Below are 18933 nucleotides of genomic sequence, written 5' to 3' on the forward strand. Positions count from 1 at the left end.
AAGGGCAGACATTTGTCTACCCTACATTTGAATAATTATTTGCGACCTAATGCAGGAGCGACTTTATCCAATACACCGTTAATGTATTTATGGCTTTCATCTGCACCAAACACTTTCGCCACCTCAATTGCCTCGTTAATCGCCACTTTATACGGCACATCTGGCTCAAATTGAAGTTCATAAACCGCTAAACGTAAAATCGCTTTTTCAATCGGATCTAATTCATCCAATGTACGATCTAAATAATGGCTCATTGAAAAATCAACGGCTTCTACATTCGCAACAGTTTGACGGAAAAGGCGGCTAAAATAAGGTTTATCCACACCTTTTAAATCTTGATCCACAACGAAAGTGAGTTCCACTTGTTCTGGTGCATTACCAGAGAGCGCCCAAGAATATAATGCTTGAACCGCACATTCTCTCGCTCTACGACGTGGCGATACTTTTTTTACAGGTTCTTTTTTCTCTGTCATTGGAATTATGCCGCATCAATTTGTTGTAAAAGGTTCACCATTTCAAGTGCAGTTAATGCTGCTTCTGCACCTTTGTTGCCTGCTTTAGTACCTGCACGTTCAATAGCTTGTTCAATGTTTTCGGTTGTTAAAACACCGAATGCCACTGGAATTTCAGCTTGCATTGCCACTTGACCTAAACCACTACTTGCTTCACCCGCTACATATTCAAAGTGAGCTGTACCACCACGGATCACAGTACCTAATGCGACGATTGCATCAAATTTTTTGCTTTCAGCTAAGCGACGTGCGACTAATGGAAGTTCATACGCACCTGGTGCACGAACGATTGTAATATTCTCATCTTTCACTTGGCCGATACGTTTTAATGCATCTACCGCACCTTCTAATAAACTTTCATTAATAAAACTGTTAAAACGAGCAATCACCACTGCGATTTTAGCATTTGGCGCCGCTACCGCACCTTCTAAAACTTTCATACTTTTTCCTAATCTGAATGAACAATAAATTTGACGGTGGATTTTAGCATAAAAAGAAACCCTGTGGAAATAATCCGACAGGGTTTTCTATGAGTGGAAAAGAACTTACTTCTCGAGTTTTAACGGTTCAATTTTCCAGATATTTTTCGCATATTCAAGAATTGTACGGTCTGATGAGAAGAAGCCCATGTTCACCATATTTTGAATGGTACTTGCTATCCATACGTCACGATCTTGATATTTTTTATCTACTGCTTTTTGCGCTTCCACATAACTGCGGAAATCAGCAAAAGATTGGTAATAATCGTGGTATTGTAAACCTTGAATGAGAGAGTGATAACGATTCGGTTCTTCCGGCGAGAAATCACCACGGATAATTTGGTCAATAACTTCACGTAATTGCTCGTCATTTTGATAATAATCAAACGGACGATAACCTTCACGACGTAATGCTTCCACTTGTTCAACCGTATTACCAAAGATAAAGATGTGGTCTTCACCAACATTATCTAAAATCTCAACGTTCGCTCCATCAAGCGTACCCAATGTTAACGCACCATTTAAGGCAAACTTCATGTTACTGGTACCTGATGCTTCTGTTCCTGCAAGAGAGATTTGCTCAGAAATATCTGCCGCTGGAATGATTAATTGTGCAAGACTTACGCTGTAGTTCGGGATAAAGACAACTTTTAAGCGACCTTTTAAGCGTTCATCATTATTGATAACATTCGCGACATCGTTAATTAAACGAATGGTTTGTTTTGCTGCATAGTAAGCTGAAGCCGCTTTACCCGCTAAAATGAACACACGTGGCTGCCAATCTTTTTCTGGGTGTGCCAACATTTCGTTGTAACGAGCAATAATGTGTAACACATTAAGCATTTGACGTTTGTATTCGTGAATACGTTTTACTTGTACGTCAAATAAAGCATGTGGATCTAAATTGATATCAAGTGTTTTCTTCACATATTGTGCTAATTTCACTTTGTTATCGTATTTAATATCAGCAACTGCACGCTTAAATTCACCTTTATCTGCAAACGCTTTAAGTTTTTCAATTTGGCTTAAATCGCAACGCCATTCAGAACCAATATATTGATCAAATAAAGCCGCTAATTTCGGGTTCGCTACGGCAAGCCAACGACGTGGTGTCACACCGTTTGTTACATTGGTGAAACGTTCTGGATAGATACGAGCAAAATCAGCAAAGGTTGATGTCACCATAAGATCTGAGTGAATTGCCGCAACACCGTTCACTTTATGAGAACCGACAACGGACAACCATCCCATGCGCACTTTACGTTGATATCCTTCTTCGATAAGTGAAACGCGACGGATAAAATCCATATCAGTCGTGACATACGTTTTCACATATTCAAGGAAATGATCATTAATTTCAAAAATCATTTGTAAGTGACGAGGTAAGATCTTCGCCATCATTTCTACCGGCCAGGTTTCTAATGCTTCTGACATTAAAGTATGGCAAGTGTAAGAGAAAATACGACGAGTCACATCCCAAGCGTTTTGCCATGAGTAACCGTGTAAATCGATTAAAATACGCATCAACTCAGGAATCGCTAATGCCGGGTGGGTATCATTCAAGTGAATCGCCACTTTATCAGCAAGATTATTCAATGTACCGTGTGTTCTTAAATGGCGACGGAGAATATCTTGCAAAGAAGCTGATACTAAGAAGTACTCTTGACGTAAGCGTAACTCACGACCATTCCAGGTGGAATCATCAGGATAAAGTACACGAGAAAGGTTTTGGTTAGCTGAACGCGTTGCCACCGCCGCTAAATGATCACCACGATTAAATTCTTCTAAATCAAATAATTCTCCACCATGCGCAGACCATAAACGTAAAGTCGATGCCGAATCATTTTTGTAGCCTGGGATCATTTGGTCGTATGCAAGTGCGGTCACTTTTTCAGCCGGATTCCAGATACATTTTTTATCTTCAAAATAAATATGACCACCAAAATCAATACTGAAACGTTTTGATGGACGCATAAATTCCCAAGGTGCACCTTTTTCCAACCAATCATCCGGACGTTCAACTTGTTGACCATTTTCAATTTTTTGACGGAACATACCGTATTCATAACGAATACCGTAACCCATCGCAGGAATGGCTAATGTTGCCAGTGAGTCCATAAAGCAAGCAGCAAGGCGACCTAACCCCCCGTTACCTAAACCTGGATCCACTTCTTTTTCAATAATCTCTTCCAAATTAACATTTAATTCAGCTAGGGCTTTTTCTGCCACGTCATAAACACCTTCTGCGATCATCGCATTAGAAAGTGTACGGCCGATTAAGAATTCCATAGAAAGGTAATAAACACGACGAGTTTCTTCTGCACGAGATTGACGAGCGGTGGTAATCCAGCCTTCAGTCACTAAATCACGTACCGCATGAAGGGTCGCATTTAGCCAGTCGCGTTGACTCGCCTCTTTTGGTGAACGACCAATTAAGAAAATTAATTTATAAACAATTGCTTTTTTCACGCCTTCAACATCAAGACTTGGTCGATTGTAGAGAAATGGCGAATCAAAATTGTCCATGATCATAGAAAATAAAACCTCAATAAAAAAATCGCGCAAATTTTAAGCTTTTTTACGAAAAAAACAACAAAAATTCCCCCTTCAAAGGCGATTATTTCGAAGAGGGAGTCAATCCATTGAATTATGAGTTTAAAATGCTTAAATAGAGCTGCTCATATTGAGCGGCCGCATTTTTCCAACTAAAGTCCTGTGCCATGGCATTATTACGCACCATCGCCCAAACACGTTGTTTTTGCCACAAGGCAAAGGCATGCTGGATAGCACTTCGTAAATCATCTGCTTCGGCTTTTTGGAATACAAAACCTGTTGCAGTACGCTCTTTAATGGTTTCACTTGTACTGTTGGTCACGGTATCTGCTAATCCTCCCGTTGCACGAACAAGCGGCAATGTGCCATATTGCAACCCATATAATTGAGTTAATCCACAAGGTTCAAAGCGGCTTGGTACCAAAATGACATCACCACCGGCAACCATCAAATGTGAAAGTGCTTCATCATAACCAATTTTTACTGCAATATTTTCTGGGTAACGTTGTGCTAATTGGCAAATTCCCTCTTCCAAATGTTTTGCACCCGAACCGAGAATAGTTAATTGACCACCTTGTTTAACAATTTCATCCGCTGTGGCAATCAGTAAATCCACGCCTTTTTGTTCGGTTAAGCGAGTCACCATCACAAATAAAAGTGCATCAGGTTGTTGGGGTAAATTGAAATAAGCTTGCAAATCCGCTTTATTTTTCTTCTTGCCCGCAATGGATTTCAATTTGTAGTGATGCTGAATATAAGCATCACAACTTGGATGCCAAATTTCTTGATCCACGCCATTTAAAATCCCCACCAACTTACCTGCTTCACGTAGGCCTGTTAATAAGCCTTGCAAGCCATAAGCAAAGTCTGGTGTAGTGATTTCTTTCGCATAAGTTGGACTCACTGCTGTGACCATATCAGAATAATAGAGACCTGCTTTCAAATATGAAATTTGGCCAAATAACTCTAAACCATCAACATGGAACATCCCTTCTGGCAATCCAATTTCATGTAAATGACGGTGGGCAAATTGTCCTTGATATGCCAGGTTATGAATCGTAAATACTGATTTTGCAGGACGACCTTTATTAAAGAGATAAGCGGCGGCTAAGCCAGCATGCCAATCATGAGCATGCACTACTTCAGCTCGCCACCAGCTATCTAAGCCTGTCGCAAGCTCAGCGCCCACCCAGCCTAATAAAGCAAAGCGTTTATAGTTATCAGCATAATCGTTGTAATCGGTATCATGATAAGGATTCCCTTCTCGCCAATAGAGATGTGGTGCATCAATCAGATAAATCCCCACGCCATTGTATTCGCCATAACGCAATACAACATGACCTGCAAAATTATCAAATTCTGTGACGACATGCGTATTCTCAATGCCTGCAGAAATTTTTGGATAAGCCGGCAATAAAATACGTGTATCGATACCAATTTCTTTTTGTGCAAAAGGTAATGCCCCTAAAACATCAGCGAGTCCGCCGGTTTTGAGTAAGGGATACAGCTCCGAGCAAACATGTAAAACTCTCATAATTTTCCTTTTATACTTAAAATTGTGCTGTCATTGATAACAGCACAATCTTTTTACTTCACTTAAAATACTGTCAAAATTGACCGCACTTTAATCCAAATGTTCTTCGTTAGTGACTTCTTCACCTTGCAATTTTTTCAACATTGTTGAGGTTACAAGTACGACTTTACCGGTAGAACTTACACGGAAACGTTTACTGTCAAGGGCTTTATCCACACCGATTTCCATACCATCTGGAATAATACAATGGCGATCAATAATACAATCTTTCAATGTACAATTTTTACCAATTTGTACTTGCGGTAACACGACGCAGTGATCCACAGAAGAGTCTTCATCAATTTTGACTCTATCAAACAACACCGAGTTACTAATAGATGCATCGGTAATCACACAGCCACCACCGATAAGCGAGTTATCTACCGGTTTAACATTCGCTTTTTTATAGAAGAATTTAGATGGATAAGCCTGCACTGGATTACCACGAATTGGCCAGCTTTGATCATAAATATCTAATTGTGGATGCTCTGAAACTAAATCGATATTCGCTTGCCAGAAACTATCGAGTGTACCCACATCACGCCAGTAAATTTCACCTTCAGTGTTTCGGCCCATACAAGAACGGCTGAATGGATGCGCATAAAGCACGCCTTCTTCCAAGCATTTTGGCAAAACATCTTTACCAAAGTCATGAGATGTGCAAGGGGTATTCACTTCTCTATCAAGCATTTTATAGAGATACTCAGCATCAAACACGTAGATCCCCATAGAGGCTAGCGACGTATCTGGTTTACCCACCATGGCAGGTGGATCTTTTGGTTTTTCAACGAAGGCTTTCACTTTAAGGTTTTCGTTTACCGCCATGACACCAAATTCACTGGCTTCAGAACGTGGTACCTCAATACAGCCTACTGTACATTTTGCTCCACTTCTCACGTGATCCATCAACATGACACTGTAATCTTGTTTATAAATATGGTCGCCGGCAAGAATCAAAATGTATTTTGGACGATAGTGATTACGGATAATCGCCATATTTTGATACACCGCATCCGCTGTACCACGGTACCACGTAGAATCATCAATTTGTTGACGGGCAGGTAACATATCAACGAATTCACCACGCTCTTGCGGTAAGAATGACCAACCTGTTTGTAAATGGCGTAATAAAGAGTGAGCGGCATACTGGGTTACAACACCGATGCGATTCAGGCCTGAGTTAATACAGTTGGAAAGCGCAAAATCAATAATGCGACGATTACCACCAAAATATAACGCAGGTTTAGCACGTTTATCGGTTAATTCATGTAAGCGAGAACCACGACCACCAGCCAAAATAAGCACTAAAGTATCTTTAACTAATTCATATTTATTAAGATCACTTTTCATAACAAACTCCATCGTTTTTATCATCCATATGTTCCAACACTTCAAATGCTATACCGCTCACATCACATTGTTGAATCACGCTATTTTCAGTTTCGGCAATCTTTTTCCATTTACCCTTTGGCAAATAAAAAGATTGCGGTTCAGTTTTTGCATTAATTAAGAAAAGATATTTGCCATCTAACATAACTTGTAGGGCTTTGCTTTCCCGATTATGCCAATCGTCTAGGGTCATCGGGTTTCCCCCAGTATTCAACCACTCGACATTTTCATCCGACCACCAAGCCTCCTGTTGCAAACTTTGAATTTTTTTTCGTAATGCAATGGTTTGCTTGGTAAAGTCAAATAGGGTTTGGTTAAAATCATCCCACTTTAACCACGTAATTTCGTTATCTTGGCAATAGGCATTGTTGTTGCCATATTGGCTGTTGCCGAACTCATCCCCAGCAAGCAGCATGGGTACACCATTTGCCAGTAATAAAGAGCCTAACAAGCCTTTTTCTGATAAAACACGGTTATTTTCGACCGCACTTTGCCATTCATCAGCTAAATCCAGTTGAGAACCTTCAATGCCATGATTGTAGCTATAATTTTCATTGCGTCCGTCACGATTCTCTTCACCGTTAGCGTCATTGTGTTTATGGTTATAGCTCACTAAATCTCGTAACGTAAAACCATCATGAGCAGTAATAAAGTTCAAGCTACCATGCGGTAATCGTTCTTCTCGTTTAAAAATATCGCTAGAGCCAGCAAAACGTTCTGCAAAGGCACCCACTTCACCACTTTGCCATAACCAAAAACGACACATATCATCACGGAAACGATCATTCCATTGAGAAAAATAGGCTGGAAAATAACCGACTTGGTAACCGTAATGACCAATATCCCAAGGTTCTGCGATTAATTTAATTTGTTGTAGAACGTCATCCTGTTCCATTTCCGCAAACAATTTTGCATTTGGATTGAAATCAGGCGTTTCACGACCAAGTACCGTGGCTAAATCAAAACGGAAACCATCCACATGGCATTCTGTTACCCAGTAACGTAAGCAATCTAATACCCATTTGCGAGTGACGTCATTGGCAAGATTGAGCATATTGCCGCAACCCGTCCAGTTGAGGTAATCACCATGCTCGTTTTGCCAGTAATAGGTTTTATCATCAATACCACGCTGGCAAAATGTCGGAAATGATTTTTCGGATTCAGCCGTATGGTTAAATACCACATCTAAAATCACTTCAATACCTGCTTGATGCAAGGCTTTCACCATGCTTTTAAATTCGTTCAAAGGCTGTTTTTGATCAGCAGCGTAACTCGGCTCTAAAGCAAACATGGCTAATGGGTTATAGCCCCAATAATTACGTAATCCTTTTTCTTGTAAATGTGGTTCATCAATGAAGAAATTCACAGGGAGCAATTCAAGACTGGTAATACCCAATGATTTAAAGTACGCAATGTTTTCGGGGTGAGCTAACGCCGCATAAGTACCACGGATATTTTCTGGAATACGGGAATTTAATTGGCTAAATCCTTTAACATTTAATTCATATACAATGGTTTGAGCCCAAGGAATAGACGGCTTGCAATCCCCTGACCAATCAAAATGCTCATCCACAATGCGACCTTTAGGTGCAACGGCGGCATTATCTCGTTCATCATTTAACAAGAAAATGGAACGGGCTTCTGGTGAGCTTAAATCCGGTTTATGGCTTACTGCTTTCGCATAAGGATCAAGCATTAACTTTTGTGGATTGGCTAAAGTGCGGTCATTTTTGCCTGTGATTCTGAACGCATACTCATCATTTAACTCAACGCCTTCAATTGCCACATGCCAAATATTATCGGTTCTACTCATGGCAAAACAGCTTTCTTTGCCATCACGGAACAAGCAAAGTTCAACAGCATCCGCCGCACTAGAAAACAGCGCAAAATTCGAAATTTTTAGGCCGTTTTCCCGCGTTTGAGAGTATCCCATTGGGGAAGGTTTGCCATTATTATAAATACTAAACATCGTGTTCTTCGCTATTGTTATGCTTTATATTTTAAATAGATCGTTGCGAGTGGCGGAATGGTCACGCTAATCGAATTTTCACGTCCGTGACTTGCAATTTCTTCACTTTCTACCAAGCCAAAATTACCTACGTTTGAACCTTGATAATACATTGAGTCAGTATTCAAAATTTCTTCGTATTCACCCGCGGCATTGACCCCAATGCGATAGCCTTCTCGTGGCACAGGTGTGAAGTTACTGATCACGATAATGCGTTCACCATCAGTGCTTTTACGTTCAAAAGCAAAGACTGAATTTTCCGCATCATCTACCACTAACCAATCAAAGCCTTCCGGTTCACCGTCTAATTCAAAGAGCGGTGCATTTTTTTGATAAATTCCGTTCAAATCTTTGACTAATTGCAATACGCCTTTATGCCATAGGCCACCATGGTTTTCGTCAAGTAAGAACCAATCCAAACTTTCTTCATAATTCCATTCACGACCTTGAGCAAATTCATTCCCCATGAATAATAATTTCTTGCCTGGATAGCCCCACATATAACCGTAATAGGCACGTAAATTAGCGAATTTTTGCCATGTATCGCCAGGCATTTTGCCGAGTAACGAACATTTTCCATGTACGACTTCATCATGAGAAAGCGGTAACACAAAGTTCTCGCTGTATTGATAAATCATTCCGAAGGTCATTTTGTCGTGATGATAACGACGATAAACTGGATCGAGTTTCATATAACTTAGGGTGTCATTCATCCAGCCCATGTTCCATTTAAAATTAAATCCAAGACCACCGTTTTCTGTCGGATGGGTTACGCCACCGAAAGAAGTGGATTCTTCCGCAATCGAAATCGCGCCAGACACTTCAGAATGGATTTTCCAGTTGGTATGTTTTAAGAATTCAATGGCTTCTAAGTTTTCACGACCGCCATATTGATTCGGAATCCATTCGCCTTCAGCTCGGCTATAATCGCGATAAATCATTGATGCGACCGCATCTACACGGATACCATCAACACCAAATCGTTCAAGCCAATACAGTGCATTACTGGATAAGAAGTTTCTCACTTCATTACGACCATAGTTATAAATTAAGGTATTCCAGTCTTGATGATAGCCTTCACGTGGGTCAGCATGTTCATATAAGGCTGTACCATCAAAGGCGACTAAGCCATGTGTATCACTTGGGAAATGCCCTGGCACCCAGTCTAAAATCACATTAATGCCTGCTTTGTGGGCTTTTTCGACTAATCGTTTAAAGCCTTCTGGTGTACCAAAACGACTCGTTGGAGAATACAGCCCTATCGGTTGATACCCCCAAGACCCATCGAATGGGAATTCGGAGAGTGGCAAAAACTCAATATGCGTAAAGCCCATATGTTTAACATAAGGAATGAGCTCATCGGAAATTTGATCATAATCAAGCCAGAAATTATTCTCTAAATTACGACGCCATGATCCCAAATGTACTTCATAAATCGAAATGGGTTGGTTGCGTTGGTTCGCTTTACGACATTGCTCCGTCATTTCGACTACATCCGGCAACATACTGATTTCTGATGCAGTATCTGGGCGCAATTCCGCTCTGAATGCATAAGGGTCAGCTTTTAAACGAAGGTTGCCATTGCAATCAATCAATTCAAATTTATAGCGTTGCCCTAGACTGGCTTTTGGTAAGAATAACTCCCACACACCACTTGCCGGATGGAAACGCATTGGATGACGACGACCGTCCCAATAGTTAAAATCACCGACCAACGAAACGCGTTTAGCATTTGGCGCCCATACACGGAAATTTACGCCCGGTACACTGTCACATTCAGTAAAATGTGCACCTAATACTTCATAAGGACGCAATAACGAACCTTCTGCCAATAGCCATTGATCCAAGTCATTAATCATCGGATGGAAACGGTACGGATCTTCAATAATTTGGGCTTCTACGCCCCAATACACTTTTAATTGGTAGGTAAAGAAATGGTGAATCTCTGGCACAATAGCAGCAAAAAATCCGCGGTCATCCAGTTTTTCTAGTTCGACAACGATGGATTGACTTTCTTTATCAATCACTTCGACTTTATCTGCATCGGGTAATAAAGCACGAATCTCAATACCATTGTGAGTTTCATGCATGCCTAATACAGCAAAAGGATCGGCATGTTTGCCATCAAAAAATGAATTAATTACTGATTGAGCGACTAATTTCGTCATGACATACTCCTTTATGCTTTGTAAGCTTGATTATTTACAACCGATTGTATTTTCTCGTTTGTTGAGCAGCAAAAAGCATTAAACGATGATAGATAACAGGCAAAGCAGGCAATGAATGAAAGTGCGGTTGAATATGGAATGTTTTTTTCAAGCTGAATTTGGTTTTGCTCGTCGAGCAACTGATAACGCAAAGAAGCATCAGGAGGAGAAGAAAACGCGATTAAATCATCATGAATGGGTTCATTTTCAAAGGCACATATGACATTTTGGAACGGCTGATTTTGTCCAATATTCGGCGGAAATTGCAACTGCTCGATAAAATAATCAACACTGGTTGGCGATGCATCAATCAAATGCCCATTAATATCATAATGGGAAAACGAAATGCCAAGTTTTTCAGCAGATTGTTTAAGTGAGAAGGACATTTGCATACAACGAATGATACATCTATATAATACTTAATAAGTATTATAAGTAAGCACAATTGAAATACAATTGCCAATCTTGCAAATTGTGACCTAAATCAAAAAACAAAGTTTAAAGAGAATAAAAAAACAACGAAATTTAAATTATTCAGTTTCAATGACAAATTCAAACCAATCAATGACATCTTCTTCATGCACGCCATCTGGAATTAAAATGCCTGCATTTTTAACAGAATCAGGATTGCCACTAACTAATGGATGCCATTCTGGCAAAGGTTTACCTTCATACAATAAACGATAGGCACAGGTATTCGGCAACCAACCAAAATCAGGCAAGTTCTTTTTGGTTAATTTGGTGCAATCACTTTCGATTTTAAAACGTTCAGAATAATTACGACACTTTCCTGTTTCCACATCTAATAGATTGCAAGCAATGCGCGTGTAATAGAGTTTTTCACGCTTTCCCCGCCCTTGAATATATTTCCGATAACAGCATTTCCCGCAGCCATCACATAGGGCTTCCCATTCGGATTCCGTCATTTCAAGGAGCGATTTTGTTTGCCAAAAATGAGATTCAAATTGCATAGTGAAACCAATAAAAAAGTGCGGTCAAAATTTACGTGATTTTTGACCGCACTTTGTTGTTTAGAATTAGAAGCCTTCTTTTAAGCTTACGGTTAAGTTAAACACTAAGTGCTCTGGGCGGCTGTCTTTGTTATCCGCACAGAAATAACCTTCGCGTTCAAATTGGTAACCTTTTTCTGGTTCTGCATTTGCAAGGCTTTGTTCTACAAAACCGTGTTTCACCACTAAAGAGGTTGGATTTAACACGCTTTCGATGTCTTCTGCTGCACCTGGATTTGGTACAGTGAAAAGACGCTCGTATAAACGGAACTCTGCCGGATGATTATGCACTGCAGATACCCAGTGAATCACCCCTTTCACTTTACGACCATCGGATGGATTTTTACCTAAGGTTTCTGGATCGTAAGTACAGAAGATGGTGGTGATTTCACCATTTGCATCTTTTTCGACACGCTCCGCTTTAATCACGTAAGCGTTACGCAAACGCACTTCTTTACCTAATACTAAACGTTTATATTGTTTGTTTGCTTCTTCACGGAAGTCTGCGCGATCAATATAAAGCTCTTTTGTAAACGGTAATTGACGCTCACCTAATTCAGGGCGATTTGGGTGATTTGGTGCCGTTAAGGTTTCTTCGCCTTCAAAGTTTTCAATCACTACGCGAACAGGATCAATCACCGCCATTGCACGTGGTGCATTTTCGTTTAAATCTTCACGAATACAGGCTTCAAGTGCAGAATACTCTACAACGTTATCTTGTTTAGTCACACCGATACGACGGCAGAATTCACGTAACGAAGCAGGTGTATAACCGCGACGACGTAAACCTGAAATCGTTGGCATACGCGGGTCATTCCAACCATCTACAATGCCGTCGTTCACTAATTTCAATAATTTCCGTTTAGACGTTAACGTACCTTCTAAATTTAAACGAGAGAATTCATATTGATGCGGTAATGGACGTTCAATACTGATATTTTCCAACACCCAGTCATATAAACGACGATTATCTTGGAACTCTAATGTACATAAAGAGTGTGTAATACGCTCAATTGCATCAGAGATACAGTGAGTGAAATCGTACATTGGGTAAATGCACCATTTATCACCAGTTTGGTGATGGCTCGCAAATTTAATACGATAAAGCACAGGGTCACGCATGACCATAAATGGTGAGGCCATGTCGATTTTCGCACGAAGACTTAATGTCCCTTCCGCAAACTCACCGTTTTTCATTCTTTCGAATAACGCGAGATTTTCTTCTACGCTGCGATCACGATATGGACTGTTTTTGCCCGGCTCAGTTAATGTACCACGATATTCACGCATTTGGTCTGGTGAAAGTTCATCTACATAGGCTAAACCTTTCTCGATTAACTCAATCGCATAGCCATAAAGTGCATCGAAGTAATCAGACGCATAACGCGGTTCGCCTTCCCATTTAAAGCCTAACCATTCCACATCGGCTTTAATGGAATCCACATATTCCACATCTTCTTTCACTGGGTTGGTATCATCAAAACGTAGGTTACATAAACCATTATATTCTTTTGCTAAACCGAAGTTTAAGCAAATCGATTTTGCGTGACCGATATGCAAATAGCCGTTCGGCTCAGGTGGAAAACGAGTATGAACGCTTTTGTGTTTACCAGAAGCTAAATCTTCATCAATAATTTGAGTAATGAAATTGTGTGTGCGGGTATTTTCCGCATTTTCTAGAGTGTGTTCTGTATTGCTCATAAATTTCTCAATAAATTGAAAATAATTACGCCATTCTATACGAAAAGAATGGCGTTGTGAATTTGATCCCAAAACTAACCGCACTTTCATTAAATTAATACTGAATTTTTTAGGATTTTTAGGTCTAACTTGAAGATTTTTCGTGCAAACTGAAAAGTTTACCTTTAGAATACCTCTTTACTGAACAAACGTTCATTTTTTTATTAGGATGACAAAGTCTTTATGAAAAAACGCTTTTTTATTTTACTTGGATTAGCCGTTGCTGCTGGTGCAGCTTATTATTTTTTCTCAAGCAATAGCAAACAAGAAACGACTTATCTGACGGAATCCGTTACACGTGGCAATGTGGAAAAAACAGTTGTCGCTTCGGGTTCAGTTAAAAGCGTGAATGAAGTGGATGTTGGTGCCCAAGTTTCGGGTAAAATCACCAAACTCTATGTCAAATTAGGGCAAGAAATCAAAAAAGGCGAAATGATCGCGGATATTGATTCCACAACCCAAATTAATACCTTAAATACCAAAAAGGCGGCATTGGTTAGCTATCAAGCACAATTAAAAGCGAAGATAACCGCTTACGATGTAGCCCTTTCAAGCTATAACCGCTTATCAAAACTTTATACGCAAAAAGCAACATCTTTGGATAGTGTGAATACCGCAAAAAGCACCCTTGATAATGCGAAAGCTGAAATGGAAGCCATTGAAGCCAATATCAAACAAGCTGAAATTGAAGTGAATACCGCTGAAACCAATGTGGGTTACACCAAAATCACCGCTCCAATGGACGGTACTGTTATTTCTGTACCCGTTTCTGAAGGTCAAACTGTTAATGCCAACCAAACGACTCCAACGATTGTAACCATTGCTGATTTAAGCAAAATGAAAATTAAGCCTGAAATTTCAGAAGGCGACATTACCAAAGTTAAAGCAGGTCAAGAAGTTAGCTTTACTATTTTATCGGATAGCCAAACCGTGTATCACTCCGTCATTGATTCTGTTGATCCAGCCAATACCACGACAAGTGATAGTTCTTCAACATCATCTTCGACAAGTTCAAGTAGCAGCTCCACAACCAGTGCGATTTACTATTATGCCAATGTACTGATTGATAATCCTGATCGAACTTTACGCATCGGAATGACGACAGAAAACAACATCAAAATTGCCAACGCGAAAGATGTGTTATTGGTTTCCAATATGGCTATTCAAAAACGTGATGGTAAAAGCTTTGTCAATGTATTAAATGACAAAAATCAGCCTGAACCTCGCGAAGTTGAAACCGGTGTTCAAAATGATTTCAAAACTGAAATCAAATCGGGTTTAAACGAAGGTGAAAAAGTCATTGTGTCGCAAGTTGCAAATGGTGAACAAGTTGGCTCTATGCCTCGTGGTCCAAGAATGTTCTAAAAGTGCGGTAGAAAATTAATGAATATTATTGAAATTAAGGATCTCAACCGTTACTTCGGTGAAGGCGAAAATCGCGTTCATATTTTAAAGAATGTCTCTTTGAATATTGAAAAAGGCGATTTTGTGGCGATTATTGGGCAATCGGGTTCGGGTAAATCGACCTTGATGAATATCATCGGATGCTTGGATACGGCAACCAGTGGTTCTTACAAAATCAATGGGAAAGAAACCATTGAATTAAGCAAAGATCAACTTTCAGATTTACGTAGCCAAAAATTCGGCTTTATTTTCCAACGCTATAACTTATTGTCGAGCTTGACCGCAGCAGAAAACGTCGCCTTGCCTGCTATTTATGCAGGAATGTCGCAAGAAAAACGCCTTTCTCGTGCAAAACAACTTTTAGAAAAATTGGGTTTAGGCGATAAATGGCAAAATAAACCAGGCCAGCTTTCTGGTGGTCAGCAGCAACGTGTGAGTATTGCGCGTGCGTTGATGAATGGCGGTGAAATTATTTTAGCCGATGAACCCACTGGTGCATTGGATTCGCAAAGTGGTCAAAATGTAATGGAAATTCTGCGCCAATTACACGCAGAAGGCCACACCATTATTATGGTAACCCATGACCGAGAAATTGCCGCCAGTGCGAATCGTGTGATTGAAATTAAAGATGGTGAAATCATTGGCGATACGCAAAAAGAAACAGTAAAAAGTGCGGTCGAAAATCCAACCAAATCTAAACCGCACTTTGGGTTTAGCAAAGATCAATTTGTCGAAGCCTTTCGTATGTCTGTGAGTGCCATTATTGCCCACAAAATGCGTTCTCTTTTAACCATGCTCGGGATTATTATCGGGATTACCTCTGTGGTTTCCGTCGTGGCATTGGGAAATGGTTCACAACAAAAAATCTTAGAGAATATCAAAGGTATTGGTACAAGTACCATGACCATCTTTAATGGTACAGGCTTTGGCGATCGTCGTGCTGAACAAATGCAGAATCTCACAATTAATGATGCCACTGCCTTAAATCAACAAAGCTATGTACAAAGTGTCACCCCGAATAGCTCATCAAGTGGCACATTGATTTATGGCAACCAAACTTTCTCCTCGACCAGTTTAAAAGGTGTAGGCGAACAATATTTTGATGTAGATGGCTTAAAACTAAAATCCGGTAATTTATTTTCTGCTCAAGATGTTGCTGATAACAACCAAGTAGCCTTAATCGATGAAAGTGCGAAAAAGTCGATTTTCCCAGATGAAAACCCCATCGGCAAAATTGTGATGTTTAATAAACGTCCATTACGTATTATCGGCGTGGTATCTGATAAACAAATGGGCGGGGCAAGTAGTTCACTTAATCTCTATGCGCCTTACACCACCGTGATGAATCGTATTTCGGGCAGTAAAAAAATTGGTTCGATTACCGTTAAAGTGGATGATTCCGTGAATACTACTGTCGCTGAAAAAGGGATTACTGAATTGCTCACCATGCGTCATGGTAAAAAAGATTTCTTCATCATGAATAGCGATACCATTAAACAAACTATTGAAAGCACAACAGGCACGATGAAATTGCTCATTTCCTCTATCGCCTTTATTTCATTGATCGTTGGTGGGATTGGGGTGATGAATATCATGTTGGTTTCCGTGACAGAGCGAACCAAAGAAATTGGTGTACGCATGGCTATTGGCGCGAGACAATTTAATATTCTGCAACAATTTTTAATTGAAGCCGTGCTGATTTGTTTAATTGGTGGCGTGACGGGGATTCTGCTTTCGGGCTTAATCGGTCTGTTATTTAACGTATTTATGACTGACTTTACGATGGCATTCTCTACCGGCTCAATTGTTGCGGCAGTAGTCTTCTCTACCCTGATTGGTGTGATCTTCGGCTATATGCCGGCAAAACGTGCAGCGCAATTAGATCCAATTACCGCCCTTGCGAGAGAATAAAGAAATTTTGTAAAACACAAAAGAGCGGTTAAAATTCTTACTAATTTTTGACCGCACTTTAATTAAAAAGAAAGGAAAAAATCCATGTTAAAAATGAAAAAATTAACCTTAGCAATCGCGATGGCAACTGCTCTTGCAGGTTGTGCTAACATCGGCGATTCTTATAAAGCGAGCCAGCAGGATTACCAAAATTATGCGGAAATCACCAAACAATTTAATGTAAAAGAAAACTGGTGGGCGCTTTACAATGATTCACAATTAAATCGTGTGGTAGAACAAGCATTAGTTAACAACAAAGATTTAGCCAAAGCGTCTGTTGCCGTAAACCGCACTCTATATAATGCAAACCTTGCAGGCGCGAATTTAATTCCTGCATTTAGCGGTTCAACCCAATCTTCTGCGGGTAAAAATCTGAAAACTGGTGGCAACTCAACCATCAGTCATAAAGGTGCATTAAATGTGAGTTATACGTTAGATCTATGGCAACGTTTAGCGGATACCGCTGATGCCGCCGAATGGTCACACAAAGCAACGGCTGAAGATTTAGAAGCAACGAAACTTTCACTCATCAACTCTGTTGTAACAACGTATTATCAAATTGCTTATTTAAATGACGCTATCAGCACAACTGAAGAAACCATTAAATACTACAACGACATTAGCAGCATTATGCAACATCGTTTATCGCAAGGTGTGGCTGACAGCGCAAGCGTGGATCAAGCACAACAAGCGGTATTGAACGCACGTAATAACTTGATTAACTATCAAACTCAGCGCAAAACAGCAGAACAAACTTTACGTAACTTACTGAACTTAAAACCGGAAGAAGCATTAAATATCAACTTCCCACACATTCTTAATGTGAAAAACGTGGGCGTGAATTTAAATGTGCCTGTTTCTGTGATTGCGAATCGTCCTGATGTGAAAGGCTATCAATATCGCTTAAGCAGTGCATTCAAAAATGCGAAAGCAACCGAAAAAGGTTGGTTCCCAGAAGTGACTTTAGGCGGCAGCTTAACATCAAGTGGCACTAAAGTCGGTAACGCATTACACAATCCAGTGGGTACCGGGTTAATCGGCATTAGCCTCCCATTCCTCAACTGGAATACGGTGAAATGGAACGTGAAAATCTCTGAGGCAGATTATGAAACTGCACGTTTAAACTATGAGCAAAGCATCACTAAAGCCTTGAACGATGTAGATACCAACTACTTCGCCTACACACAAGCACAAAGTGCCTTTGCTAACTTGCAAAAAACACACAGCTATAACCAACGTATCACCAAATACTATCGTGATCGTTACAATGCTGGTGTATCTGAATTACGTGAATGGCTTGCTGCGGCAAACACAGAGAAAACCTCTCAACTTTCTATCTTGAATGCGAAATACAACATTATTCAAGCAGAAAATGCCGTATATAGTTCAATGGCAGGTTATTATTCTCGTTAAAATCATGATTAAGGAAGTTTCGGCTTCCTTAATCTTTTTTATGGATATGAAAAATGAAAAAACAACTGACTTTTTATTTCATTCGCCACGGTAAAACTGTTTGGAATACGGAAGGTTTAATGCAAGGTCATGGCGATTCCCCATTGACCGAAGAAGGCGTTAATGGTGCGAAAAAAACAGGTATTGCACTTAATAACATTCCCTTTGTTGCGGCCTACTCTAGTGTATTAAAACGTACCATCGCGACAGCCTCTCATATTATTGGTGAAAGAGATATTCCGCTTTTCCATCACCAAGGTTTAAACGAACAATATTTTGGTTCTTGGGAAGGCAAAGTTGTTGATACGTTAAGAGAACACCCGGAATTTAAACAACTTATTAAAGATCCTGCCAATTACAAAGCTAAAGTAAATGGTGGAGAAACATTCGAACAGCTGGGCAAGCGTGCCATGAAAGCATTGCACGATATTATTAAGATCCACGATAAAGGCAATATTCTCATTGTGTCGCATGGCCATACCTTGCGTTTATTGCTTGCCTTATTAAACGGTGCAACGTGGCAAAACCACCGTGATGAAGATAAATCGGTATCGCTCATTAATACATCAATTAGTGTTGTACATTATGACGATGAGAACGGTTTTTGCGTTGAGAAAATAAATGATGCGGATCATTTAAAATAAGCAAATTTACCT

The 18933-nt window shown here is 40.0% G+C and carries 14 protein-coding genes; 4 read left to right on the plus strand and 10 right to left on the minus strand.

Annotation, left to right across the window (positions count from 1 at the left end):
* Positions 1–35 precede the first annotated feature (35 nt).
* From nusB to glnS, 10 genes are all read right to left on the minus strand, one after another.
* A complete protein-coding gene (gene nusB, locus INP94_RS08985) occupies positions 36–473 on the minus strand; it encodes a transcription antitermination factor NusB (RefSeq protein ID WP_049364133.1) in 438 nt (145 codons plus the stop codon).
* Positions 474–478: 5 nt separating this feature from the next.
* Complete coding sequence (gene ribH / locus INP94_RS08990) at positions 479–952, minus strand: 6,7-dimethyl-8-ribityllumazine synthase (protein WP_005695997.1); 474 nt, start codon at positions 950–952, stop codon at positions 479–481.
* 105 nt (positions 953–1057) lie between these two features.
* Positions 1058–3523: a glycogen/starch/alpha-glucan phosphorylase gene (locus INP94_RS08995; RefSeq protein WP_197543389.1), complete on the minus strand. Its 2466-nt coding sequence runs from the start codon at positions 3521–3523 to the stop codon at positions 1058–1060.
* 115 nt (positions 3524–3638) lie between these two features.
* Entirely contained in the window at positions 3639–5078 is a 1440-nt protein-coding gene (glgA, locus tag INP94_RS09000; RefSeq protein ID WP_197543390.1) for a glycogen synthase GlgA, read from the minus strand.
* Between the two features lie 90 nt (positions 5079–5168).
* Positions 5169–6467, minus strand: coding sequence for a glucose-1-phosphate adenylyltransferase (gene glgC / locus INP94_RS09005; protein ID WP_005699011.1), 1299 nt, complete (start codon positions 6465–6467; stop codon positions 5169–5171).
* On the minus strand, positions 6457–8475 hold the full coding sequence (gene glgX, locus INP94_RS09010) for a glycogen debranching protein GlgX (protein WP_197543391.1): 2019 nt from the start codon (positions 8473–8475) through the stop codon (positions 6457–6459). Before glgX ends, glgC begins: the two co-directional genes overlap by 11 nt.
* A 17-nt stretch (positions 8476–8492) precedes the next feature.
* On the minus strand, positions 8493–10682 hold the full coding sequence (gene glgB, locus INP94_RS09015) for a 1,4-alpha-glucan branching protein GlgB (RefSeq protein ID WP_197543392.1): 2190 nt from the start codon (positions 10680–10682) through the stop codon (positions 8493–8495).
* A gap of 11 nt (positions 10683–10693) precedes the next feature.
* Complete coding sequence (locus tag INP94_RS09020; RefSeq protein ID WP_197543393.1) at positions 10694–11113, minus strand: 4-alpha-glucanotransferase; 420 nt, start codon at positions 11111–11113, stop codon at positions 10694–10696.
* Positions 11114–11251: 138 nt separating this feature from the next.
* On the minus strand, positions 11252–11692 hold the full coding sequence (locus INP94_RS09025; RefSeq protein WP_197543394.1) for a YcgN family cysteine cluster protein: 441 nt from the start codon (positions 11690–11692) through the stop codon (positions 11252–11254).
* Positions 11693–11758: 66 nt separating this feature from the next.
* Positions 11759–13432 carry a glutamine--tRNA ligase gene (gene glnS / locus INP94_RS09030; protein WP_197543395.1) on the minus strand — a complete coding sequence of 558 codons (1674 nt, stop codon included), beginning with the start codon at positions 13430–13432 and terminating at the stop codon, positions 11759–11761.
* Between the two features lie 222 nt (positions 13433–13654).
* On the opposite strand from glnS, the gene INP94_RS09035 reads away from it, so the two are divergent.
* The 4 genes from INP94_RS09035 to INP94_RS09050 all read left to right on the plus strand — a co-directional run bounded on the left by INP94_RS09035 (position 13655) and on the right by INP94_RS09050 (position 18921).
* A complete protein-coding gene (locus tag INP94_RS09035; protein ID WP_197543396.1) occupies positions 13655–14836 on the plus strand; it encodes an efflux RND transporter periplasmic adaptor subunit in 1182 nt (393 codons plus the stop codon).
* Positions 14837–14854: 18 nt separating this feature from the next.
* The gene (locus tag INP94_RS09040) at positions 14855–16786 is read left to right on the plus strand and encodes a MacB family efflux pump subunit (protein ID WP_197543397.1); all 1932 of its coding nucleotides are present in this window, start codon (positions 14855–14857) and stop codon (positions 16784–16786) included.
* 84 nt (positions 16787–16870) lie between these two features.
* On the plus strand, positions 16871–18238 hold the full coding sequence (gene tdeA / locus INP94_RS09045) for a toxin/drug exporter TdeA (RefSeq protein ID WP_197543398.1): 1368 nt from the start codon (positions 16871–16873) through the stop codon (positions 18236–18238).
* Positions 18239–18291: 53 nt separating this feature from the next.
* Positions 18292–18921 (plus strand): histidine phosphatase family protein, encoded by a 630-nt coding sequence (locus INP94_RS09050; RefSeq protein WP_197543399.1) that lies wholly within the window; start codon positions 18292–18294, stop codon positions 18919–18921.
* Positions 18922–18933 lie beyond the last annotated feature (12 nt).

It is taken from the genome of Haemophilus parainfluenzae (assembly GCF_014931395.1).
GTDB lineage: Bacteria > Pseudomonadota > Gammaproteobacteria > Enterobacterales > Pasteurellaceae > Haemophilus_D.